We start from the raw sequence: 22318 nt of genomic DNA, 5'->3' as shown, positions 1-22318 counted from the left end.
TACCTTTGCAGCTTAAATACAGCTGCTATGGAATTTAATTTCAGTCAAATCCTCTCTTGTTCGATGATCATGTTCGCGATTATTGATATTCTAGGTGCCATCCCGGTGGTGATCGAACTTAGAAAGAAAGCCGGTCATATTCAATCTGAAAAAGCAACTATTGTAGCTACAGCATTGATGATTATCTTTCTTTTTGCAGGAGAAACCTTATTAAAAGTAATCGGCCTAGATGTAGAATCCTTTGCGATTGCAGGTTCATTTGTGATCTTTGTGATTGCAATGGAAATGGTCCTTGGACTGACCATCTTCAACGAAGATGTGCCGGAAACCGTGTCTATTGTTCCCCTGGCCTTCCCTTTAATTGCAGGAGCCGGAACCATGACTACATTATTATCCTTAAAGACAGAATATGCCACGCAAAACATTATTGCGGGTATCCTGATCAATATGATGTTTGTTTATTTTGTATTGAAAAACACCAACCGTTTAGAGCGTTTACTCGGTAAAGCCGGTTTGAACGTATTGAGAAAGGCATTCGGAGTGATCTTACTGGCCATTGCCATTAAGCTATTCAGAAACAATACGGGCTTATAATCAGCCAATTTCTATATAAAAAATGGCCTCAGAATTATTAAAATTCTGAGGCCATTCTATTTTAGTTCAACCTGATTGTTTTCCGGAACAGTCACTGTGCTTTAAACTCAGGATGAGTTTTCATATGTTTTCCGGATTAATACTTGCAGAACTAAGCTTCTGTTTTAATCAATCGCGCTACAAACATCGTATCTGCCGCATCTTTATACCCTTTAACCACTTCCATTTTTTCCAGTTTCAGTGGAAGCGTTTCTTCCAGAAAACGTACTACTTCTTCATTTTCCTGTTTAAAAACCGAGCAGGTAATGTAAATCAATGGTTTTCCTACCTTTAGGTATTTGACCACATTGCTGGCAATCCCTTTCTGCAAACGGTTATACATGGTGATTTTATGGGCATCAAAGTAATACAGCATTTCCGGTGTACGTCCCCAGGTACCCGATCCTGAACAAGGGGCATCGAGTACAATGCCATCAAACTCATAATCATGCAAGTCCTGATCATTATTTTGCAGCAGGTCTAATACTTTCTTTTGATACTTCTTAATCCCTGCTTCATGAAAACGATCATCGAGGTTGTTTAAGCTTGTTTCTCTCACATCACTAACCACGAGCTGAACACTAGGCTCTAAATCGTGCAGCAGCAAGGATTTGCCCCCTGAGGCGGCACAGCAATCCCACCAGCGATCATAAGCTTTGGGTTCAAAGAACAAACCTGTCTTTTGAGAAGACAGATCCTGCACCTGGTAAAACTTCTGATTGGGGAATATATTTTCGAGTTTAGTCCCATTTGGCAGGGCCAGCGTAGTTTCACTCAATTCTTTTACCGGCACTTCATGTGCATGTAAATCGGCCAGTAAGGCTTTCATATGTCCTTTAGTGACCCTTAAAAACAAATCCGGCTGTGTAAAGAAAGATTCAAAGAAATCTTCCTGTTCCACTTCCGCACTTAAATTCTGGTGGAAAGAAAAAACATCCTGCAGGCTAAAAGCTGGAAATGCCGACTGGATCAGCGCCAGCTTAGCTTTAAGCGGCAATTCAATTTGATCAGCAAGTTCAGACAGATGGGTATCTACGACTAAGCTATGGGTATGATTACATAAAAAATCAGCAATTGCCAGACGCTGCACCTGGGGTTCTTTCATCAGGGCTTTTCCCAATCTGAAAAAACTATAGATATAACGGCTGGACCATCTTCTGTCTGAAGAGCCCATTTTTTTATTCTGTTTGAAATAGAGGTGTAAAAACCGATGTAACGGCAGCAGCCCATCGTAGCTTTTAAAAAGCTGCTCAAATGCCCGGATCTGGTGTTCTATTCTCATTCTACAACGTTTATAGCAAAATTCTTATAACGCAAAAGCATTAAACTGGTATTGATATAACCCAGTTTTTCATCGTGACGAAAGTCGAAGGAATTGTGTAAGCCTTCATACTTTTCTTTGGTCAGGTACTTCAAATAATTGGCACCATGTTCGGCAAATAATTTACCGAAATAAAAACCGACATCAAAACCTTTAAAAGAATATTCTGAAGGTTCAAATTTGAAAGCCTCCCTATATTTTTTAATGAACTGAATCGTTGCTGCACTTCGGTAATTGACATGGTAAGAAGCCGTAACACTGGTATTTAAAGCCTGTAATTTATCGACATTATAATTCTGCTTGATCCAATCCGGGTGACCGAATAAATTCAGATCATAGCCTTTATTCTTAATCTTAACCAGCCTATCTAAGGTCGGAACCACAAATTTACGGTCGGAAGAAGTAACGATAACCACGTACTGCTTGCCCTTCTGCATCTTCGTTTCCATACTAAATACCGAAGGGTATTCTTGCATTAAAAAGGCCTTTTTATTGGCTTTAAAATACTCGCGTAAAGGCCCGGCCAGCACTTCATTACTGCTTGTTTTCGGATTGATCAATACCACAATCGTGTTTTCCGGCGCATAATTTTTAGCCACATAATTCACAATTTTTGCGGCATGAAGGTCAATGTTATTGACTACCGAAATCAGGTTAGGGTTGTTAAACTCTTCCGGATGTGTAGCAGCCAATGGCGATACTACCGGGATATTTCTCGCAATAGAATAAGGCATCAGGTGTTTAATGCCCTGAGGAAATACCGGTCCTACTACCAGATTAGTATACGTTAAAGTCCCTTTATTGATGAGCGCATCGATCTGCGCATTAGAGTCACGGGTATCAAAGACATTCACTTTAAAGTTTAATCCCAAACTTGCTGCTGAGTCTATTCCCATTTTGAAACCCTGGTAAAAGTCGATGGCCATTGCCGATTTATCGACCTCGGCTTTGGTGGCCGTTCTCAGGTTAATTTCATTTAGGCGGAAAGGGATCAATAAGGAAATATTAGCCTGTGTAAACCGCTCTACAGGTTTTTCTACTTCTTTAACTTTCCCCTGGCCTTCTGGGGTTTTATTTGCAGGCTTTCTTATTTTCGGCGAACAGGCCGAAAATAAGAAAGCAATACAAATGATCAGCCAATACTTATTCCCACTCAATTGTAGCGGGTGGTTTTGAACTGATATCATATACTACGCGGTTTATTCCTTTTACTTTGTTAATAATTTCATTAGAAATTTTGGCGAGTACGTTATACGGTAAATGACACCAGTCGGCTGTCATACCATCTACAGATTCCACTGCACGAAGACAGATGGCATTTTCGTAGGTACGCTCATCACCCATTACGCCTACAGACTGTACTGGAAGGAAGATTGCTCCTGCCTGCCATACTTTATCATACAGACCTGCTTCTTTTAAGTTATTGATATAAATCGCATCTGCTTCCTGAAGAATAGCTACCTTCTCTGGAGTCACCTCACCAAGAATTCTGATGGCTAATCCCGGACCAGGGAAAGGATGACGGCCAATGATGAAATGCTCTAAACCTAATGAAGTACCTACTCTTCTTACTTCATCTTTAAATAAAGTTTTCAAAGGCTCTACTACTTTCAGTTTCATAAAGTCAGGCAATCCGCCTACGTTATGGTGAGATTTGATCGTTGCTGATGGGCCACCGTTTACAGAGATCGACTCGATTACGTCTGGGTAGATCGTACCTTGTGCCAGCCATTTTACATCTTCTACCAGGTGTGCTTCTGTATCGAATACTTCGATAAATACACGTCCGATTGCTTTACGCTTCAACTCAGGATCAGTTACACCAGCCAGTTGGCTTAGGAAACGATCTTTAGCATCCACCCCTTTTATGTTTAAACCAAGGTGTTTGTATTGTTCTAATACACTTTCGTATTCGTCTTTACGAAGTAATCCGTTGTCGACAAATATACAGTGTAAATTGGTACCGATTGCTTTGTGTAATAATACCGCAGCAACACTAGAGTCTACCCCACCTGAAAGGCCAAGTACTACTTTATCGTCACCAATAGTTTCTTTTAAATCTGCAATGATCGTTTCTACAAAAGCTTCAGAAGTCCATTCCTGATGACATCCACAGATATCTACCAAAAAGTTTTCCAGCAATTGCTTTCCGTCCGTGCTATGTGTCACTTCCGGGTGAAACTGAATCGCGTACGTTTCGCTATCTTTAATCTGGTAAGCTGCAACTTTTACGCTGTCAGTACTTGCAATCAGTTCAAAGTTTTCAGGGATCTTGGTGATGGTATCTCCATGAGACATCCACACTTGAGAATCCAGGCTGATGTTCTTAAATAATTTATTTCCGCTAGCAACGAAATTCAGGTTAGCCCTGCCGTATTCACGAGTTGATGAAGCCTGAACTTCACCACCAAGCTGCTGCGCCATATATTGCGCACCATAACAAACACCCAATACTGGGAATTTAAGGTGGAATTTAGTCAGGTCAATCTGTGGAGCCTCTGCTTGACGCACCGAGAACGGACTTCCTGAAAATATGATACCTTTTACGTCTGATGTGATTTCAGGAATATTGTTGAAGGGATGAATTTCGCAATACACATTTAGTTCGCGTACCCTGCGGGCAATTAGCTGCGTGTATTGGGAACCAAAATCGAGAATAATGATTTTTTCTAGCATGGCCAAAGTTAAGAAAACTTACCTGCTGGTACAAGACAGAATATCAATTAACCTCGATTTGATACTTATTTACCTCCACACCAAATCTTCTCAGAAAATCTACACCTTCATCACTGGGTAATCCTTTGTATTCCGCATAAGAATCCAGGTATAAAACCTTTCTGATTCCGGAGGATAAAATTAACCGCGCACAGGCGATACAAGGGGAAAGTGTGGTGTATAAGGTGGCGCCTTCAATCTTGGAACCATTCTTTGAAGCATATAAAATGGCATTCTCTTCTGCATGCAGGGCGAGAGAGCAGCTGCCGCGGGAATCCCTGTCGCAGCCTGTCTCCGGCCATTCTTCATCACAGTTGTGTGTTTCTGGCGGTGGCCCGTTATAACCGATAGAAATGATCCTGGTGTCTTTTGTCAGTACCGCACCTACATGTGCCCTTACACAATGGGAACGTGCAGCAAGATCCACTGCCAGATTCATATAAATATGATCGAAACTCTTTTTACTCATATTAGGTATAAATAAAAAAGCTTCCCATCGAATCAATGGGAAGCTTTCCTGTTAAATATAATTAGTGACCACCTTCGGCCTCAATATTTTCTACGTTAATGCCCTGACTTTTCAGTACAGCGCTTACTCTCCAGGCAAAGAAGATCAGGTAAGCAAACCCGATTGCCGGAACAATATAAGAACTGTGGATACCAATGGTATCGGCAAGTTCACCTTGAATTGGCGGAATAATCGCACCACCCAAAATCATCATGATTAAGAATGAAGAGCCCTGACTGGTGTATTTGTTCAGTCCGGTGATCGACAATGCGAAGATAGAAGGCCACATGATTGAGCAGCACAATCCACCGCTTACGAAAGCAAAGATCGCGATATGACCAGTAGTTAATAAACCGATCAGCATAGAAATCGCACCTAAAGTACCGAAGATCGCCAATGTTTTGGCTGGTTTCTCCTGTCCAAGGTAAAAAGCAACAATCATTACTGCGATACAGATGCCATATACATATAAGTTACCTACATCAGTTCCTGTAAAGTGGTTCACTACCAAGATCACCCCAAAGGCAACGAAAGGAACGATAACCGTCAGGATATTTCTCATCATTTTAGACATTTTAAAGGCCGAGATCGCACCTGTCCAACGTCCGATCATCATACTTCCCCAATATAAAGAGATGTATTGTTTGATCTCAGATTCTGCTAAACCACCAAATTCTTTCAGGTTTAACAAGGCACCCAGGTTACTCTGAATGGTTACCTCCGTACCTACATACATAAAGATTGCCAGCATCCCCAATACCAATTGAGGGTACTGCATCGCGCCCCATTTCTCAGGATTGTCTTTTTTAACGGTATAAGCAAACAGCAAGGCACCAAGAATGATGGCCAGCGAAGAATACACAAATACAGAAGCAGAGATACCGGTCGCATTCGCTAAAGGACCTGCAGCAGCTACCATTAGGAAACCAAGGATCATCACTACCAGCGGACCGTTAGGCTTAGGACTGGCTTCTACTTTCTCATTACTGGTTACTTCTGGCAATTTAGACAGCGCGAAGAAGATCGCCACTGCGATAAACAGACCTGCAAGAATCAGGTACAGGTTATTGATAGAGCTAATTTCTACTGCTTTCGGAACAGCATCATTTGCGGTACCGAATAAAACCACACTCACAATTACTGGTCCCATTAAACCACCAAGGTTATTGATACCACCGGCAAGGTTTAAACGGTGAGTTCCACTTTCAGGTGCACCTAAAGCCACCACAAAAGGGTTAGCCGCAGTTTGCTGAAGGGAGAAACCCAGGGCAATCACGAAAAATGTGAATAAGATAAAGATAAAAGATCCGGAATGTACTGCAGGGATCATGATCAATGCGCCTACTGCGGAGATCACTAAACCGGCGATAATTCCCTTCTTGTAACCGATTTTATTTAAAATATCTACTTTACTGGCTTGAGAAGCGAAATACAGTAACAGTGATCCAATAAAGTATCCACCGTAAAATGTGAAGTCAATAAGCTGAGACTCAAACTGAGTCAGATTAAAGTGCGCCTTACAGAATGGTATAAAAATACCATTTGAAGCAGCAACAAAGCCCCAGAAAAAGAACACAGTAATAATTGTGTACAAAGCGGTGCCGTAATTTTTTTTTGATTGTTGTTCCATATAACCGTATTAACTTATTTTGGTGCGCTAAACATAAATAAAAAAAACTGTTTGCTAAAGTGTAATGTTTACACAGTGATAAATCGTATTACTGTTTTTAGGGCAGGATCGCCGGGGTACGATGGGAGATCTATTAAAATAATAAGGGTGATTTTATTCTTAAAATCGCATATTAGCATAATTTTAGAAGTTAGGTGAATGTTTGAAGCAATATTACAGGGGGTGGGTGCAGGTATATTATTTTCGTTTTTAACGGGGCCTGTGTTCTTTTCCATGATTAAAACGAGCATTGAGAAGGGCTTCAAAGCTGGATTTTCTCTTGCGGTAGGTGTGATTTTTAGTGACATTATCTTTATCACCCTGACCATTTTCAGTGCACAGTTTGTAGATTATAAGTCGGAGTATTTTCAATATATAGGCATCGTTGGAGGCCTATTTTTATTTGGTATTGGTTTGTATTACCTGTTCAACAAGGTAAAAGTAAGTTATGATGTAGGAGAGATCGCGAAGATCAAGAAACGCGGTTACATCCTTAAAGGCTTTTTAATGTGTCTCTTATCTCCTACTACCTTGATGTTCTGGATCATGGTAGGCGGCATCATCTCGGTGCAGCTGCACTTAACCATGGCAGAAAAAGTAGTGTTCTTTATCGTGGCAATGGCTACACAGCTGACCGTAGATGGCGTAAAGACTTATTATGCGGCTAAGCTGAGGTACCGCATCAAGGAGAAGACCATACAGAACCTGAACAGGGTTGCCGGCGCGGTCATCATCATCTTTGCCATCCGCTTATTTATTGAAGTCTTCCTGAAACATTTTAAATAAAAAAATCCCCGTCTGGTTTTAGCCTGACGGGGATTTGTATTTTATTAAAGAACTGTATTAATAGGCTCTTTGGTTGTTTCCTTCTTTCCAGTTTACAAAAGCTTTAATCACAACTTTGTTACCACCAGGTGTTGGGTAGTTTCCTGAGAAATACCAGTCGCCAGTGTGATTAGGACAAGCCACATGTAAATTGTCCAAAGTCTGATAGATCACCTCTACTTCTGCATTGATGTTTTCAGGAGTGATAATTTTCGTGATTTGTGCAGAGATTTCTTCTTGTGTGAAAGGTCTGTAAATGTCTTTCACATGGTTTACAATCTCTTCTTTTGGCAGCAGCAATGAAGCTTTACATTTCTGATAAACTTCTTCGATGATGTGTTCCAGACCACGTGCTTTCAACAACTGAATAGCCGCTTCAAAAGCAACGAACTGTCCCATTTTAGACATATCGATACCATAGCAATCCGGGTAACGGATTTGCGGAGCAGAAGAAACAATAATGATCTTCTTAGGATGTAACCTGTCGATGATCTTAATGATACTTTGTTTCAGCGTAGTTCCACGAACAATCGAATCATCAATGGCCACTAAAGTATCTGTACCATTCTTGATCACGCCATAAGTAGTGTCATAAACATGGGCTACCATATCACTTCTGTCGGCATCCTGAGTAATGAATGTCCTAAGCTTCACATCCTTAATCGCCAGTTTCTCCACTCTTGGACTCATGGATAGCAATTCATTCAGTTCTTCATCGTTCAGTTGTTCTTTACGATTCAGTAAAGTATCTTTTTGTACGCCTCTGATATAACCATGTAAACCTTCTACCATTCCATAGAAAGAAACTTCAGCTGTATTAGGGATAAAAGAGAATACCGTATTTTTAAGGTCTGCACTTACTGCTTTCAGAATCTGATCACATAACAATGCGCCTAAATGTTTTCTTTCTTTATAGATTTCTGCATCAGAACCTCTCGAGAAGTAAATGCGTTCAAATGAACATGCTCTTTTTTCCTGAGGCTCTCTGAAAATTTCCTCTGTTACTTTACCGTTTTTCTTAACGATCAAAGCATGTCCTGGCTGAATTTCTTTTACATCCTTAAATGGAATATTGAAAGCAGTTTGAATGGCTGGTCTTTCAGAAGCAGCGACTACGATCTCATCATCTGCATAATAGAATGCCGGACGAATTCCTGAAGGGTCACGAAGGATAAAAGCATCACCATTACCAACGATACCAGAGATTGCATATCCACCATCCCAGTTCTTTGCAGAACGGCGAAGGATTTTAGCGATATCTAAACCTTCAGAGATCTTGTGTGTAATCTCCACGTTATCTAATCCTTCTTTTTTATAAGCATCAAAAAGCTCCTGATTCTCATCGTCCAGAAAATGACCGATTTTCTCCAGTACAGTTACGGTATCCGCTTTCTCTTTCGGGTGCTGTCCAAGCTCATATAATTGCTCTAATAACTCTTCCACATTCGTCATGTTGAAGTTACCAGCAATCACTAGATTACGGGTCATCCAGTTGTTCTGACGTAGGAAAGGGTGACAGTTTTCAATACTATTCTGACCATGGGTACCATATCTAAGGTGACCTAGTAGAACTTCTCCAATAAAACTAACATTGGTTTTCAACCATTCTGCATCTTGCATCAGCTCTGGCGTTTCATTCTGAATGTCTACAAATTTACTTTGTACATATCCAAAAATATCCGCAACCGCATTTTGAGCCATAGACCGGTACCTGCTGATGTAGCGGTGACCTGGTTTAACATCAAGTTTAATGGTTGCAATACCTGCACCATCTTGTCCACGGTTATGTTGCTTTTCCATTAAAAGGTAAAGCTTATTAAGGCCGTAGAGGGTGGTACCGTATTTTTCCTGGTAGTATGAGAGAGGTTTTAAAAGGCGGATAAAGGCAATACCGCATTCGTGCTTGATCGAGTCGCTCATTGTGTGTGATTTGAGCCGCAAATTTACCGTTAATAATTCTCAGAACCTAGAAAGAAATACAATCTTTCATTAAGATTATAATCACTTAATTAAATACCGTTTAAAGCGTTTAGCAAGTAAAATAACGAGATCAGCACCCACAAAGAAACCGCTCTGGAAGGAGCGGTTTCTGGTATATATCGACAGATCTTTTAAATAGATCTGATTATTTTTAAGGCGGACCTGGCCATTTTAAAGTTTGGCGATCACGAAATCATTCAGGTTCAATTTAGAAACATCGTTTTTAACCAATGCGTGTTCTTTAGAAGAACCGCTCAGTTTCAAGTCTGAATAACCATTGATATCGGTATAAAGACTGCCTACTTTTGCATTTACATTTGCTTTAGCTTCATCTTTTAAAAAGATCTGAAGCACTGCTAAATCAAAGTTACCACGGGTTTTAACGGTTGCGGTATTCGCGGCGTCAATTCTTTGCAGGTCTTTTACATATACATAGATCGTGCTGTTGTCCGTAGAGTTGATGTGTAAAGTATATCCTTTTTGAACCACGCTTGTTCCGTTTTCAGCTAAAGCATCATAGCTGCTGATGTCTTCTCTGTTTCCTTGTACCAGCACTACATTGGCGTTGCCGGTTACCACTACTTTATTGAATTTTACCGGAGCAGTGATGCCCATTGGGGCTTTCTCTTTTGCGAAGGTTGTGAACGCTGAAGAAGTTAAAACGATAGCGGTTAGAGAAGTTGCGATTAGAGTTTTGATGGCAGTTTTCATATCTTTTAATTTTTTAAGTTTTAAATTTTTAAGGTTGTTTTGTAGATAAGACGCAGCCAAATGAGAAACGTTTCAGCGATTTTCTGCGCTTTAGACCATGGGAGTGTACCTCTCGACGAAATGCCAGAACTTCTCGACCAATCGACGAAAATATTTTCGTCGATCCGCTGATCAACTGGCTCCCTGGAAAAGAATCAGGAATTGGATCAGAAAAAGCGGCTAAAGAAAAAGGCGGTCAACGACCGCCTTTAATAGTTAATACCTTAGATATTCCAGGAAATGTGTTAGATTTTCAGGTGCATCTGATCTGACTCGACCTCTTCTCCGAAGAAAATCGAAGCATGCTGATCAAAAGTTCCCCGATCTCCAGAAGTAAAAAACCTGCGGCTGCCTTCCTGGCTGATCTGCTCCGCAATTTCCGGATGGTTCTGCAAATACAATTCCAGGCTGTTCGCTACAATATCCGCCTGGCCCAGCAGTTTAATACCTGCTGGTAAAATGGCCTGAAGTTTAGGGATCAGCAAAGGATAATGTGTGCAGGCCAAAAGAATGCAATCAATAGCTGCATCTTTCTCCAGCAGCTGATCCAGGTATTTCTGGACAAAGTAATCTGCTCCGCGATGAATGTGCTCATTGTTTTCGATCAGCGGCACCCACATCGGGCAGGCCTGCTGTGCCACTTCAATATCAGGAAAAAACTTGTTGATCTCCATTGGATAAGAAAGGGAATTCACTGTACCGCGTGTACCCATTACGCCAACCTTCCTACGCTGGGTATACTGACCTACCACTTCAGCGGTTGGTCTGATCACCCCCAGCACCCGATGGTTCGGATACTTAACCGGCAGTACCTTTTGCTGAATGCTGCGCAGCGCTTTTGCAGAAGCCGTATTACAGGCAAGGATCACCAATGGGCATCCTTGAGCAAACAGCCATTCTACGCATTCTAATGTGTACTGGTAAACCGTTTCAAAAGAATGGTCTCCATAGGGAGCGCGGGCATTGTCGCCCAAATAAATATAATTGTATTGCGGCAATTGTTTGGCGATAGATTTAAACACCGTTAAACCACCGTAGCCAGAATCAAAAACGCCTATAGATTGTCCAGTATTCATGGTAAAAAAAAAGCGGGATGGAGTTTGATCACTCCATCCCGCAATTTATATATTTTAATTCTAATTATTTCTTTGGAGCTGCAGTTGCAGTGATACCCAATTTAGCTTTAACAGCAGCAGTGATGTCATCACCACCATCCCAGTAAACTAATGCCTGGTTAGCAGTATCAAATACGTAAGCAAAACCTTTTTCTTTAGAAACAGCTTTAATTGCTGCATCAGCTTTCACCTGGATAGGGTTAAACAATTCTGCATTTTTAGCTTCCATTTCTTGTTGTGCTTTAGCTCTTGCGTCTTCGATACGTTTTTGAAGATCCTGTAATTCAGCACCCATTGCCTGCAATTCTTTCCCAACAGTTTCTTTGTTGGCTTCGCTCAATGTTTTTTGTTTGGCTTCAGCAGCTGAAAGCTTACCTTGATATTCAGTAATCATTTTCTCTACATCAGCTTGTTTAGTTTTACCAAACGCTTCTAATTTAGTTCTGGCATCTTTAACCTCTGGCATAGCTTCAATGATCAATGCCGAGTTCAGGTGCGCTAGTTTTTGTTGTGCATTTGCTACGTTAGCAGTAAACAATAACCCTGCTGCGATAAAAAATGCGTTAATTGACTTTCTCATTTCTATTTGTCTTAATAAATTGTTTTTACTTGTTTATCTATTTGTGTTGTTAACTTACTTAAGGATAGTACCTGGTTTAAAACCTAGCAATCTGATCACATCATTGCTGACATCGTAGTTGCTGCTGGCATAAATCATCATGGTTGCTTCGCTGCTTTTATCAAAGATGAAGTCCAGTTGTTTGCCTTTTGCAACTTCTGTAATCGTCTTGGTTACTTTGTCCTGGATAGGGCCTAATAACTTTGTACGTTTTTGAAAAAGTTCTCCGTCCGGACCGAAGATTCTACGTTGAAAATCTTTCGCTTCTTTTTCTTTTTCAATGATGTCATTCTCTCTTCTCTTACGCATATCCGCAGTAAGTAATACCTGATCTGCCTGATAAGCTTTGTACATTTTGTCGATCTCTACAAAGTTTTGATCCACTTGTCCTTGCCATTGCTGTGAAGCTACATTCAGCTCATTCAGTGAAGACTTATACTCTGGAAGGTGCTTTAAGATGTATTCTGTATCTACATAAGCAAACTTCTGTGCAAAAGCTCCCATGCAGGTAAAGCTTAAGAAGCATATTAAAAGGTATTTTTTCATAGCCTATTTTTTATTATTCCAAACGTTAATTAAATCCACCCATCTGTTGCGCAATACTAAAGGTAAAGGATTGCTTTCCTCCGTTTTCAATTCCAGGAATTTTATCGAAAGGAATACCATAATCAATACCCAATAATCCAAATATCGGTAAAAATATCTTCGCACCAAAACCTGCAGAGCGCCTAATGTTAAAAGGATTGAAATCACCGAACTTGTTCCAGGTATTACCACCCTCAGCAAAAGCCACAAGGAAGGCAGTAGCAGACGAACTTGCAATTACAGGGTACCTGATTTCCATAACATACTTAGCGAAGATCGGGCTACCTGACTGCTGTGCGATGGCTACGTTTGCGCCATTAGGAATTACTGCAGAGTTCGCATAACCACGCATGGCAATCAGCTCTGATCCTTGCAGGAAGTCGAAACCTTGCATACCATCACCACCCAGTTTGAAACGCTCGAAGGCTGGATCTCCAACTTCTTTATTGTATGAGCCTAAGAAACCAAACTGTGCCTGTGCTTTCACTACGAATTTACCTGCCAGTTTATGGAACCATTGAGATTCAAATTTCCATTTGTGGTACTCTGTGAATTTATAGAATTCTTTATCAGAAGCAGTTTTATAGTTCAACTTGTTCATCAACGAGTATGGAGGTGTTGCCTGAATTGTAAATTTGAAATATGAACCACCTTGAGGGAAGATAGGATGATCACGTGAATCCCTGCTCAGCTCTTGTGCTAAACTGATGTTATAAGCAGTACCGGTACTGAATTTATAACCACCATAATTGTTCAGAATATACTGCTGGAAACTCAAGGCATGGCTCAACTGGAAATAATTGTCTGGCCATTTTAACATTCTACCCAAACTAACAGTTACCCCATTCAATCTGATTCTTTGCTGCTGACCTAGTGGATCATCCACTTTACGTCCGTTAGACTGTAGGGAAGTAAATGCACTTACCCCAAAACTTACTGGTTTTTTACCACCTAACCATGGCTCAGAGAAAGAGAAACTGTAAGATTGGTAGTATTTACCATTCGTTTGTCCACGTAAACTTAATTTCTGACCATCACCTTTTGGTAAAGGTTTGTAAGCACTTGGATTGAAAAGGTTTCTTAAGGAGAAGTTATTGAAGGTAAGTCCTAAGGTACCGATGATGTTACCACCACCAAAACCACCAGATAATTCAATCTGATCAGAAGGTTTTTCTTCCACTGTATATTCAATATCTACGGTTCCATCAGCCGGATTTGGCTTAGGTGTAGGTACGGTTTTAGATTCATCAAAGTTACCCAATTGGCCGATGTCACGAACCGTACGGATCAATAGATCTTTAGAGAACTTATCACCTGGCTTGGTACGCACTGTACGCAATACTACTCTATCGTTAGTGATTGTATTTCCTCTCACTGTGATACGGTTGTTGGTATATTGAGGACCTTCATAGATACGGATTTCCATATCAATGGTATCGCCTTTAATTTTTGTCTGAATAGGGTCAACGTTAAAAGTTAAGTATCCATCATTCAGGTATAAACTGGAAACGTCATCACTATTTGGACTGCCTCTTAGTTTACGTTCTAATTTTTCCTCACTGAATACCTCTCCTTTTTCAATGCCTAAAATACGCTCCAGGTCTTTTCCTGAATACTTCGCATTTCCTACCCAGGAGATGTCTCCGAAATAGTATTTAGGACCTTCAAATAAGTCGATCTTAATACCGATAGATTTATCGTTGTAACGGTAAATACTGTCTTTTAGAATCACCGCATCACGGTAACCTCTGTCCTGGATTTTAGCAATCAGTGTTTTCTTATCCTCGTCGTATTTTTCTTTATTGAATTTACCCGATCCGAAGACTTTATAGAAAGCCTGTTGTTTTGTTTTCTTTAAGAACTTACGCAGTTTCGCATCCGAAAAAACTTCATTTCCTGTAAAGTTGATCTCATGAACTTTTACCTTACGGCCTTTGTCTACGATCACTTCCAAAATCACGTGGTTCTCCTGATTTGGATCTGGCTTAGTCTTATAATTTACCGTAGTAAAGAAATAACCTTTCTCTAACAAGTACTTTTTAATGGTACTGGTGGTTGAATTGTATAAGTTTTCGTTGATAATAGATTTCGTAGACTTTGCATTCAGTTTCTCCAGAATGTCTGTTTTCTGAGATTTACTCACGCCTTGAATATCAAAAGAGGAAAGGCGCGGACGCTCTACCACTTCAATATCAAAGTAAACCGAATCACCGTCGATCTTAGCAATGTCTAATTTTACATCATCAAATAATCCTTGTTCCCAAAGGATTTTAATTGCGTTTGCTGTTGCTTCACCAGGAAGTACAATGCGTTCCCCTTTAATTAATTTTGAAAGGGTAATGATCACGTCTTTATCTAGAAATTTCGTTCCAGTCAGGGTTACATCTGCGATAGTGTATTCCTTGGGGTTAAAATAATCCAGATCCAGGCCATTAACTTTTAATGTAGGAGTTGCAGGATTGGACTGAGGACGGATCTGTGCCATTGTTGGTAAACCAATCAATAACAATAGTATGAGTTGATATATTCTTTTCATTTACAATCTAAAAATCGATGCTAAGTTAATTTAAACACATGTTAAAAAGTGTTAAAAGTAAAATTAGTTCAGTTGTTCACTAATTTTACCGAAGCGGCGTTCGCGTTTTTGGTAGTCTACAATGGCTTCAAAAAGGTCTTCCCTTCTGAAGTCTGGCCAAAGCTTATCGGTAAAATACAGTTCAGTATAAGCCATTTGCCAAAGCAGGAAATTACTCACCCGATGTTCTCCACTGGTTCTGATCATCAGTTCCGGATCAGGAATATCGGTAGTAGTTAGCTGGGTAGAAAACAGTTCTTCATTGATGGCATCGATTTCAATCTCCTGATCTTTAACTTTTTGAGCTAATTTTTTAGCAGCTTCCAGGATTTCCCATTTCGCACTGTAACTCAAGGCAAGCGTGAGGGTACAACGGGTATTTTTCGCCGTATTGTCCATCGCACTTTTCAGGTCATCGATACACTTTTGAGGAAGTGAGGCAATGTCGCCGATGGCATTTAACCGGATGTTATTTTTGTTGAGTGTAGCGGTTTCCTGGTTGATGGTAGAGATCAATAATTCCATTAAAGCATTTACTTCTTCAATAGGTCTATTCCAGTTTTCCGTAGAAAAAGCATATACAGTCAGGTGCTTAATACCGATATCGGCACATCCTTCTACGATATCTTTCACAGAGAGTACTCCACTTTCATGGCCGAAATGCCTGAATTTGCCTTGATTTTTTGCCCATCTCCCGTTTCCATCCATGATGATAGCGATGTGTTCAGGCAGGCGTGTAACGTCAATTTGTTCTTTAAATCCCATTTATGATTGCAAATATGCTTAAAATGTATAACATTTTTGGGACACAAAGGTATAAGATATGCCAATACCTACAAACATATAAGTATCTCTTTTTCTTAAGTCTCCTCTTTGGGTCCCGTAAAGATTAGCTCCTGATCCTGAAGGGTCTGCAAGATGCTGCCCAATCCTAAAAAGTTCAGGAGTATTCAATACCTCCAGATTAGGGGCAGCATAGCTGCCGCTCACATCATCCAGGTAATCTGTATAAGCCGTCCGGTAGCCGATTTGGGAAAATAAACCCCAGTTGTCTTTCAACCTGACTTTAAAGCCTACACCATAGGGCACCGTAAGCGCCACATTTTTGTAAGCTTCTTTTTGCCCTTCGGTACGATAAAAGCGCAGCTGATATTCACTTGGTTCTGTATCCGGGGCAACCTGGTATTTCCCGATCGGATTGAACCAAACCCCTCCTATTCCGGCAAATATATAAGGTGTAAAATTTTTAGTTCCTCCTCCGGCAAAATATTCAAAGAAATTGAAATCTACCTGCAGACTCAACTCATTCAAAGCGGTTTTAAAATTAAGACCTCTTTGTCGGAATTGTTCATTATCGGCATGCAGGTCATTTTCTTTGATCTTGCCATAGGTATAATGCAGGCCCATTGTCCAGTAAGGATCAAAGTTCACCTTCACATTTGCACCTGCCGACAAGCCGCTTATTTTCAGCGGTTTTGACTGATTCAAATCGCCCATATATCCTGCCCCTCCAGCGATCAGGCCAAATTCCAGGTTCTGGGCAAAGGCAGGAGATCCGATGAAAATCAAGGCAAAAAAACAGAAAATCTGAGTGCTGTACTGCATTTTAATAATTTCGGGTATCGATTCCCCAAAGTAGTTTATTTCTCAATGTCTTCAAATAACTTTCCTCATTTAATCTGATCAGATTGACATGAAAAGCTGCTTTATTTAAGGTCAGTTTCACCGATCTATCAACAGTCGCGGTTCTGGAATCGCAGGAAACCAGGAACTTGGCACTTCTGGCTTCCACTTCAAAAGTAAGATTCACATCATCAGGAATGATGACCGGCCTTACATTCAGGTTATGCGGAGCAATTGGTGTGATGACAAAATTTTGTGAACTTGGGTAAATGATCGGTCCGCCGCAACTCAAAGAATAAGCGGTAGAACCTGTAGGCGTGGCTATGATTAAGCCATCTGCCCAATAAGAATTGACGAATTCGTCATTCATATAAGCATGAATGATCATCATCGCCGATTTATCCCTTCTATGGATCGTAATGTCGTTTAGGGCGAAATTCTCTTCTCCAAAAAGGTCTAACTTAGAATCCAGATTGATCAGCGTTCTTTTATCCAGCGCATACGCTTTCTGGCGTAAAGCTTCCATCGCAACGCGGATTTCATCTTTGTTGATACTGGCTAAAAAGCCTAACCTGCCGAAGTTAATCCCGATCACTGGAATTCCAGAATCACGGATTAAAGATAGCGTATCGAGCAGTGTACCATCACCTCCAAGACTGATCAGTACATCTGTCTGACCAACCAATTCGCTATGGTGACTAAAAGCAACGATGCCATCTGGCAGCTTTATTTTATCTTTGATAAAGTCTAGATACTCTTTGTAAACAAGAATGGGCTTCTTAAATTCCCCCAGCACATTGAATACTTCCTGTACGTATGGTAGAACACTATTATTGAACTCTCTACCGTATATTGCAGTTCTCATTTATGGGGTTTATACGTTTAAATAATTCATGAATGAATTATATCTGTCTTCGGTACCATTGTCTGAAATGGTGCTGTTAAACACAGCTTTTACCTGGTAATTGTACCGCTCAAAAGAGGCGATAATTCCCGACAACTCAGTTTTATTGATTTTTAATGTGACCTCTAACCTTGTAGAATCGGGAAAAGATTGCACATAAGAAGAAAGGATCTGCGCATTGTCTGCTTCTACAATTTGTGCCATGTGGGAAAGGGAGTTATTGCGGTTGCTGATTTCCAGCACAATAATCCCTCCTGGCTCTTTAACTGCATAAATATCAGCGGTATAATCCAGCAGACTATTTATAGAAATGAGCCCCAAATAGTTTTTTTTATAGTCCAGCACCGGAATTACTGATAAATGCAGTTGGTGAAAAAGCCTGATGATGTCATAGATATGCGCATCTTCATATACAAAAGGGTTTAAAATAGACAAAGGCAAACTTCCGATTGCCTGGGTATGGTCCCTGATTTCTATCAGCTCTTCCTCTGCCAGCAATCCCAGAAACTGTGTTTCATTGACAATGGGCAAGTGGTATAGCTTGAACTCAGTCATCCGGTCCAAAGCTTTCTGAACCGAATCAGAAGTCTTTAGCGGGGGAATTGAATTAGATATGAGTTCAGCTGCAAACATTATTTTATTTTAATAATACTCTATTCAAAAACTTCTCCAAATATTCATTGAATACTTCCGGACGCTCCATCATCGGTGCATGTCCACATTTGTCTACCCAGTTTAACTCGGAATTCGGCAGCAGTTCATGGAACTCTTCCGCCACTTCCGGAGGGGTAATTTTATCCTGTTTTCCCCAAATTAAGGAAACTGGAATTGTGATTCTTGACAGTTCTTTCGACATATTATGACGGATGGCTGATTTTGCCAGGGCCAGAATTCTGATCACTCTTGAACGGTCATTCACACTTTTATAAACTTCATCTACCAATTCGTCCGTTGCTGTTGCAGGATCGTAAAAGGTAAACTGTACTTTTTCTTTAATATAATCGCGGTTTTCTCTTTTCGGAAAAGAACCACCAAATGCATTTTCATATAAGCCCGAACTTCCGGTCAATACCAGTGCTTTTACGTTTTCCTGGTGCGCAGCAGTAAAGACCAATCCAATATGCCCGCCCAATGAATTTCCAATTAAAACAACCTGATTTAGCTTCTTATATTTTAAAAATTTGTGAATATATTTTGATAAACTTTTTACACCTAAAGTCAGTATAGGCAGTTCATAAATTGGCAGAATGGGTACGATAACGTGGTAATTTTCCTTAAAATGATCGATTGCCGGTTCCCAATTGCTCAACTCTCCCATTAAACCATGAAGTAATACCAGGGGTTCTCCTTTTCCAGCCTCAATATATTTAAACCCGTCTTCGTCTATTACTTCGTATTTCATATTTTGTGTTAATAAGGTAATGCTACTAAGTTAGTGCAGTATATTTAAATTAAATGTAATTTAAGACATTAATTTTCGAAAAAAGTTTAAACACATAAAATTCAAGCATAATCTATGCCAATTGCGTTTTAACGATTTCAGCGATCAATTTACCGTCTGCTTTACCTGCTAATTCTTTGTTGGCCAAGCCGATAACCTTACCCATTTCTTTCACTGAAGTTGCACCTGCATCTTTAATGATTTGAGCGATAATGCTTTCAATTTCTGCCTGCTCTAATTGCTTAGGCAAGAACTTGCTGATCACTTCAATCTCTTCTTCTTCAATAATGCTCAAATCTTCACGACCTTGTGTTTTATAGATATCAGAAGATTCTTTACGTTGTTTTACCAGTTTTTGAAGGATCTTCGCTTCCGCTTCTGCTGTCAATTCCTCTGCCGATCCTTTTTCTGTTCTTGCCAGTAATAATGCGGCTTTAATTGCTCTTAAACCTCGTAATGCAGCCTGATCTTTAGCCAGCATCGCTTTTTTAATTTCCTGATCTATAGTAGTTGATATCATATCTTTTGAATTGAAATTTTAATCTCTTTTAATGATGGTGCCCGTTGCCTGTGCTGTTGGCATAATCAGCATGTCGTTGATATTGACATGTGCCGGTCTGCTCACTGCAAACCAAATTGCTTCCGCAATATCATTGGCCACTAAAGGCTCCAGCCCATCGTATACTTTTTTAGCACGGCCTTCATCTCCTTTGAAACGAACTTTAGAAAACTCTGTTTCTACCATTCCAGGATTAATGGCCGTCACTTTAATTCCATGAGGCAGCAAATCAATGCGCATACCTTTATTCAGGGCGTCTACTGCATGTTTTGTGGCACAATATACGTTTCCATTTGGATATACCTCTTGTCCGGCTATAGAACCAATGTTAATGATATGTCCCGATTTTCGGGCAATCATCCAGTTAGACACTATTTTAGTGACATAAAGCAGGCCTTTTACATTCGTATCGATCATGGTGTCCCAATCAGAAATGTTACCTTTATCGATCGGATCCAGCCCCTGACTTAAGCCTGCATTATTAATCAGCACATCTACCTGTTTCCATGCAGCTGGCAAAGTTTCCAATACATAAGAAAGATCATCATGAATTCTGACATCTGCCACCAAAGTTTTGGTTTCAATTGCATATTTCTCTTCCAAACGCTTGGCCACTTCTTTTAACAATTCTTCTCTTCTGGCTACAAGGATCAAATGATAACCTTGTGCAGCGAATAATTCCGCGCAGGCGGCGCCAATTCCTGAAGTTGCTCCTGTAATTAATGCAGTTTTCATTGGTATATTATTTTTTAGGCTGATTATTAAAAATTGTTTTCGTTCTTATGGGCTTATTGCTGCAGTATTCCGGCTCTACTCCTGACAGGCGCTGTTTTTTCTCCCCTACCCTCCATTTTTCCTTTTTAACCTTTAGTATGGATTTAATATCACTATAACGTGGTTAAACAGCTAATAACGGGAGCAAAACTAAAAAAAATCTGACAAATCACTCAAAAAACAAGCTGAAGGTGACATGGCGTAACATCAACTTATCAATTGGATTGGAAAATACATGTGGTGTTTCCCTTTTCATGACATTATCAAGAGAATAAGAGAGTTTCAGTTCCGGAGACATTTTGAAGTATTCAAAATACAGGTCCATTCCTAAACCTGCTTCATAAGAAAAAAAGTTTCTTTTGTTGTTCAGGAACATCTCCATTGGATCAGTCACCTTGGTATTGTCGCTCTTTTTCTTGGAGGAAATGTCCGCAGAATATTTAATGCCGCCAATCATATACGCCCGGAAATTGTTCCTTCTGTTCGACTTAATTTTCAATCCTAAAGGAAATTCTACCAAAGTAGACTGTACCTTTTTCTCTACTTCTAAAAATTCTTGTCCGGGGATGATGGGTACATTTTCAAAGCGATAGGTCAATACCCGATCGTTAAATACCAGGACAGGTGTTAAACGGAGATCCACATTTTCCAATACTTTTTGATTGACCACAAAGCCGATTCCGAATCCAGGAGAGGGCTTTGCCGCTATAGCACTCAATCCTCTGGGCACATCGCCCGGCAAATCGCTGATATAGCCCGGACTTTCCTTCCAATCAGCTTTCTTTAATACTTTATACTCCGAAGAGAGGTATTGAAAAGTAAATCCAAAGTGAAGATCAGTATCATCTATTCCCCCGCCCCAATTCTGCGCTTTTCCTGTAGAAACGATCAGCATCAAAAGAGAAAAAAGGAATAGTTTTATTTTCATTCTGGGTTCTTTGATTGGAATATCGTGATTTTCTGCTGCAGAACGTAGGTTCTCCTACAGAATTATTTTACTCCGGTATAAATTGCGCACACGCCAAATGTCAGCCTGTTGTCCTTCGCTTCTTTGAAACCAACTTTAGTCATCATTTGATTAAAAGCATCTCCATCCGGGAATGCGGCTACTGATTCCGGTAAATAGGTATAAGCTTTGTTATCCTTTGAAAAGATCTTTCCTAGCGTCGGCGTGATGTGGTTAAAGTAAAAATTATATCCTTGTTTAATCGGGAACTTCCTTGGTTTTGAAAATTCAAGGATCACAATTTTACCACCTGGTTTCAATACCCGGTACATGTCTGCCAATCCCTTTTCTAAATTTTCATAATTTCTTACCCCAAATGCTACGGTAACCGCATCAAAATGATTGTCGTCAAAATGTAAACCTTCAGAATCGCCCATTTGTACAGAGAAAATACTGCCCAAATTGCGCTCTTTTATCTTTTTTCTGGCCACTTCCAGCATTCCATCAGAAATATCTACCCCAATTACTTTCTCCGGTTTCAGAATTTTTATCGCTTCAAAAGCAAAATCTCCAGTCCCCGTTGCGACGTCAAGAATCAAGCGCGGTTGTAACGCTTTTAGCTCAGCAATCGCCTTTTTACGCCATAGAATGTCAATTCCGAGCGACATAAAGTGATTTAAAAAATCATAAGTTTCAGATATGTTATCAAACATAGAGGCTACTTGTTCCTTTTTAGTAGCGGTTGCAGACTGGTATGGTGTAATCTTTTCGTTCAT

Annotated in this window: 22 protein-coding genes; 2 read left to right on the top strand and 20 right to left on the bottom strand. The window is 40.2% G+C overall.

The annotated features are described in order from the left end of the window. Positions 1-27 precede the first annotated feature (27 nt). Positions 28-594: a MarC family protein gene (locus K7X70_RS14330; protein WP_062550232.1), complete on the top strand. Its 567-nt coding sequence runs from the start codon at positions 28-30 to the stop codon at positions 592-594. Positions 595-745: 151 nt separating this feature from the next. On the opposite strand, the gene K7X70_RS14325 is transcribed toward K7X70_RS14330, so the two are convergent. From K7X70_RS14325 to K7X70_RS14305, 5 genes are all read right to left on the bottom strand, one after another. Further along, positions 746-1915, bottom strand: coding sequence for an RsmB/NOP family class I SAM-dependent RNA methyltransferase (locus tag K7X70_RS14325; protein ID WP_222537672.1), 1170 nt, complete (start codon positions 1913-1915; stop codon positions 746-748). Next, on the bottom strand, positions 1912-3141 hold the full coding sequence (locus tag K7X70_RS14320; RefSeq protein WP_222537671.1) for a type 1 periplasmic-binding domain-containing protein: 1230 nt from the start codon (positions 3139-3141) through the stop codon (positions 1912-1914). The genes K7X70_RS14325 and K7X70_RS14320 overlap by 4 nt, the downstream gene beginning before the upstream one ends. After that, a complete protein-coding gene (guaA, locus tag K7X70_RS14315; RefSeq protein ID WP_222537670.1) occupies positions 3098-4630 on the bottom strand; it encodes a glutamine-hydrolyzing GMP synthase in 1533 nt (510 codons plus the stop codon). Before guaA ends, K7X70_RS14320 begins: the two co-directional genes overlap by 44 nt. A 43-nt stretch (positions 4631-4673) precedes the next feature. Next, positions 4674-5138 (bottom strand): deoxycytidylate deaminase, encoded by a 465-nt coding sequence (locus tag K7X70_RS14310; RefSeq protein ID WP_062550236.1) that lies wholly within the window; start codon positions 5136-5138, stop codon positions 4674-4676. A gap of 61 nt (positions 5139-5199) precedes the next feature. Continuing rightward, positions 5200-6807, bottom strand: a complete 1608-nt coding sequence (locus K7X70_RS14305; protein ID WP_222537669.1) for an MFS transporter — start codon at positions 6805-6807, stop codon at positions 5200-5202. A gap of 198 nt (positions 6808-7005) precedes the next feature. On the opposite strand from K7X70_RS14305, the gene K7X70_RS14300 reads away from it, so the two are divergent. Then, complete coding sequence (locus K7X70_RS14300) at positions 7006-7632, top strand: LysE family translocator (RefSeq protein WP_187667374.1); 627 nt, start codon at positions 7006-7008, stop codon at positions 7630-7632. A 57-nt stretch (positions 7633-7689) separates the two neighbouring features. Here the strand turns inward: K7X70_RS14300 and K7X70_RS14295 are convergent, their stop codons facing one another. The 15 genes from K7X70_RS14295 to ubiE form a co-directional block, all read right to left on the bottom strand. After that, positions 7690-9591 carry an amidophosphoribosyltransferase gene (locus K7X70_RS14295; RefSeq protein WP_222537668.1) on the bottom strand — a complete coding sequence of 634 codons (1902 nt, stop codon included), beginning with the start codon at positions 9589-9591 and terminating at the stop codon, positions 7690-7692. Positions 9592-9822: 231 nt separating this feature from the next. Continuing rightward, positions 9823-10362 (bottom strand): GIN domain-containing protein, encoded by a 540-nt coding sequence (locus tag K7X70_RS14290; protein WP_222537667.1) that lies wholly within the window; start codon positions 10360-10362, stop codon positions 9823-9825. A 284-nt stretch (positions 10363-10646) separates the two neighbouring features. Continuing rightward, complete coding sequence (gene murI / locus K7X70_RS14285) at positions 10647-11477, bottom strand: glutamate racemase (RefSeq protein WP_222537666.1); 831 nt, start codon at positions 11475-11477, stop codon at positions 10647-10649. Between the two features lie 64 nt (positions 11478-11541). Further along, a complete protein-coding gene (locus K7X70_RS14280; protein ID WP_222537665.1) occupies positions 11542-12096 on the bottom strand; it encodes an OmpH/Skp family outer membrane protein in 555 nt (184 codons plus the stop codon). Positions 12097-12150: 54 nt separating this feature from the next. Next, positions 12151-12681, bottom strand: coding sequence for an OmpH/Skp family outer membrane protein (locus K7X70_RS14275; RefSeq protein ID WP_062550243.1), 531 nt, complete (start codon positions 12679-12681; stop codon positions 12151-12153). A gap of 25 nt (positions 12682-12706) precedes the next feature. After that, a complete protein-coding gene (gene bamA / locus K7X70_RS14270) occupies positions 12707-15256 on the bottom strand; it encodes an outer membrane protein assembly factor BamA (RefSeq protein ID WP_438268958.1) in 2550 nt (849 codons plus the stop codon). 63 nt (positions 15257-15319) lie between these two features. Beyond that, a complete protein-coding gene (gene uppS / locus K7X70_RS14265) occupies positions 15320-16060 on the bottom strand; it encodes an undecaprenyl pyrophosphate synthase (RefSeq protein ID WP_222537664.1) in 741 nt (246 codons plus the stop codon). 18 nt (positions 16061-16078) lie between these two features. Next, the gene (porG, locus tag K7X70_RS14260) at positions 16079-16900 is read right to left on the bottom strand and encodes a type IX secretion system protein PorG (protein ID WP_222537663.1); all 822 of its coding nucleotides are present in this window, start codon (positions 16898-16900) and stop codon (positions 16079-16081) included. 1 nt (position 16901) lies between these two features. Next, a complete protein-coding gene (locus K7X70_RS14255; protein ID WP_222537662.1) occupies positions 16902-17783 on the bottom strand; it encodes an NAD kinase in 882 nt (293 codons plus the stop codon). Positions 17784-17792: 9 nt separating this feature from the next. Continuing rightward, entirely contained in the window at positions 17793-18455 is a 663-nt protein-coding gene (locus K7X70_RS14250; RefSeq protein WP_222537661.1) for a CBS domain-containing protein, read from the bottom strand. Positions 18456-18459: 4 nt separating this feature from the next. Next, the gene (locus K7X70_RS14245; RefSeq protein WP_187667365.1) at positions 18460-19224 is read right to left on the bottom strand and encodes an alpha/beta fold hydrolase; all 765 of its coding nucleotides are present in this window, start codon (positions 19222-19224) and stop codon (positions 18460-18462) included. A gap of 112 nt (positions 19225-19336) precedes the next feature. Further along, entirely contained in the window at positions 19337-19783 is a 447-nt protein-coding gene (locus K7X70_RS14240; protein ID WP_222537660.1) for a GatB/YqeY domain-containing protein, read from the bottom strand. A gap of 18 nt (positions 19784-19801) precedes the next feature. Next, on the bottom strand, positions 19802-20557 hold the full coding sequence (locus K7X70_RS14235) for an SDR family NAD(P)-dependent oxidoreductase (protein WP_222537659.1): 756 nt from the start codon (positions 20555-20557) through the stop codon (positions 19802-19804). A 208-nt stretch (positions 20558-20765) separates the two neighbouring features. Beyond that, on the bottom strand, positions 20766-21524 hold the full coding sequence (porT, locus tag K7X70_RS14230; protein WP_222537658.1) for a type IX secretion/gliding motility protein PorT/SprT: 759 nt from the start codon (positions 21522-21524) through the stop codon (positions 20766-20768). 62 nt (positions 21525-21586) lie between these two features. Further along, positions 21587-22318, bottom strand: a complete 732-nt coding sequence (gene ubiE / locus K7X70_RS14225) for a bifunctional demethylmenaquinone methyltransferase/2-methoxy-6-polyprenyl-1,4-benzoquinol methylase UbiE (RefSeq protein WP_062550253.1) — start codon at positions 22316-22318, stop codon at positions 21587-21589.

Source organism: Pedobacter polysacchareus (genome assembly GCF_019802255.1).
Lineage (GTDB): Bacteria > Bacteroidota > Bacteroidia > Sphingobacteriales > Sphingobacteriaceae > Pedobacter > Pedobacter polysacchareus.
This window is presented reverse-complemented; position numbering and strand designations above follow the sequence as displayed.

Coding starts and splice junctions, on each gene's coding strand:
- porG (WP_222537663.1), bottom strand. CDS start 16,900: ATGCAGTACAGCACTCAGATTTTCTGTTTTTTTGCCTTGATTTTCATC.
- K7X70_RS14300 (WP_187667374.1), top strand. CDS start 7,006: ATGTTTGAAGCAATATTACAGGGGGTGGGTGCAGGTATATTATTTTCG.
- K7X70_RS14310 (WP_062550236.1), bottom strand. CDS start 5,138: ATGAGTAAAAAGAGTTTCGATCATATTTATATGAATCTGGCAGTGGAT.
- K7X70_RS14255 (WP_222537662.1), bottom strand. CDS start 17,783: ATGAGAACTGCAATATACGGTAGAGAGTTCAATAATAGTGTTCTACCA.
- K7X70_RS14330 (WP_062550232.1), top strand. CDS start 28: ATGGAATTTAATTTCAGTCAAATCCTCTCTTGTTCGATGATCATGTTC.
- K7X70_RS14275 (WP_062550243.1), bottom strand. CDS start 12,681: ATGAAAAAATACCTTTTAATATGCTTCTTAAGCTTTACCTGCATGGGA.
- K7X70_RS14325 (WP_222537672.1), bottom strand. CDS start 1,915: ATGAGAATAGAACACCAGATCCGGGCATTTGAGCAGCTTTTTAAAAGC.
- K7X70_RS14245 (WP_187667365.1), bottom strand. CDS start 19,224: ATGAAATACGAAGTAATAGACGAAGACGGGTTTAAATATATTGAGGCT.
- guaA (WP_222537670.1), bottom strand. CDS start 4,630: ATGCTAGAAAAAATCATTATTCTCGATTTTGGTTCCCAATACACGCAG.
- K7X70_RS14320 (WP_222537671.1), bottom strand. CDS start 3,141: ATGATATCAGTTCAAAACCACCCGCTACAATTGAGTGGGAATAAGTAT.
- K7X70_RS14305 (WP_222537669.1), bottom strand. CDS start 6,807: ATGGAACAACAATCAAAAAAAAATTACGGCACCGCTTTGTACACAATT.
- K7X70_RS14250 (WP_222537661.1), bottom strand. CDS start 18,455: ATGTTTGCAGCTGAACTCATATCTAATTCAATTCCCCCGCTAAAGACT.
- K7X70_RS14240 (WP_222537660.1), bottom strand. CDS start 19,783: ATGATATCAACTACTATAGATCAGGAAATTAAAAAAGCGATGCTGGCT.
- porT (WP_222537658.1), bottom strand. CDS start 21,524: ATGAAAATAAAACTATTCCTTTTTTCTCTTTTGATGCTGATCGTTTCT.
- K7X70_RS14235 (WP_222537659.1), bottom strand. CDS start 20,557: ATGAAAACTGCATTAATTACAGGAGCAACTTCAGGAATTGGCGCCGCC.
- ubiE (WP_062550253.1), bottom strand. CDS start 22,318: ATGAACGAAAAGATTACACCATACCAGTCTGCAACCGCTACTAAAAAG.
- uppS (WP_222537664.1), bottom strand. CDS start 16,060: ATGGGATTTAAAGAACAAATTGACGTTACACGCCTGCCTGAACACATC.
- bamA (WP_438268958.1), bottom strand. CDS start 15,256: ATGAAAAGAATATATCAACTCATACTATTGTTATTGATTGGTTTACCA.
- K7X70_RS14290 (WP_222537667.1), bottom strand. CDS start 10,362: ATGAAAACTGCCATCAAAACTCTAATCGCAACTTCTCTAACCGCTATC.
- K7X70_RS14295 (WP_222537668.1), bottom strand. CDS start 9,591: ATGAGCGACTCGATCAAGCACGAATGCGGTATTGCCTTTATCCGCCTT.
- K7X70_RS14280 (WP_222537665.1), bottom strand. CDS start 12,096: ATGAGAAAGTCAATTAACGCATTTTTTATCGCAGCAGGGTTATTGTTT.
- murI (WP_222537666.1), bottom strand. CDS start 11,477: ATGAATACTGGACAATCTATAGGCGTTTTTGATTCTGGCTACGGTGGT.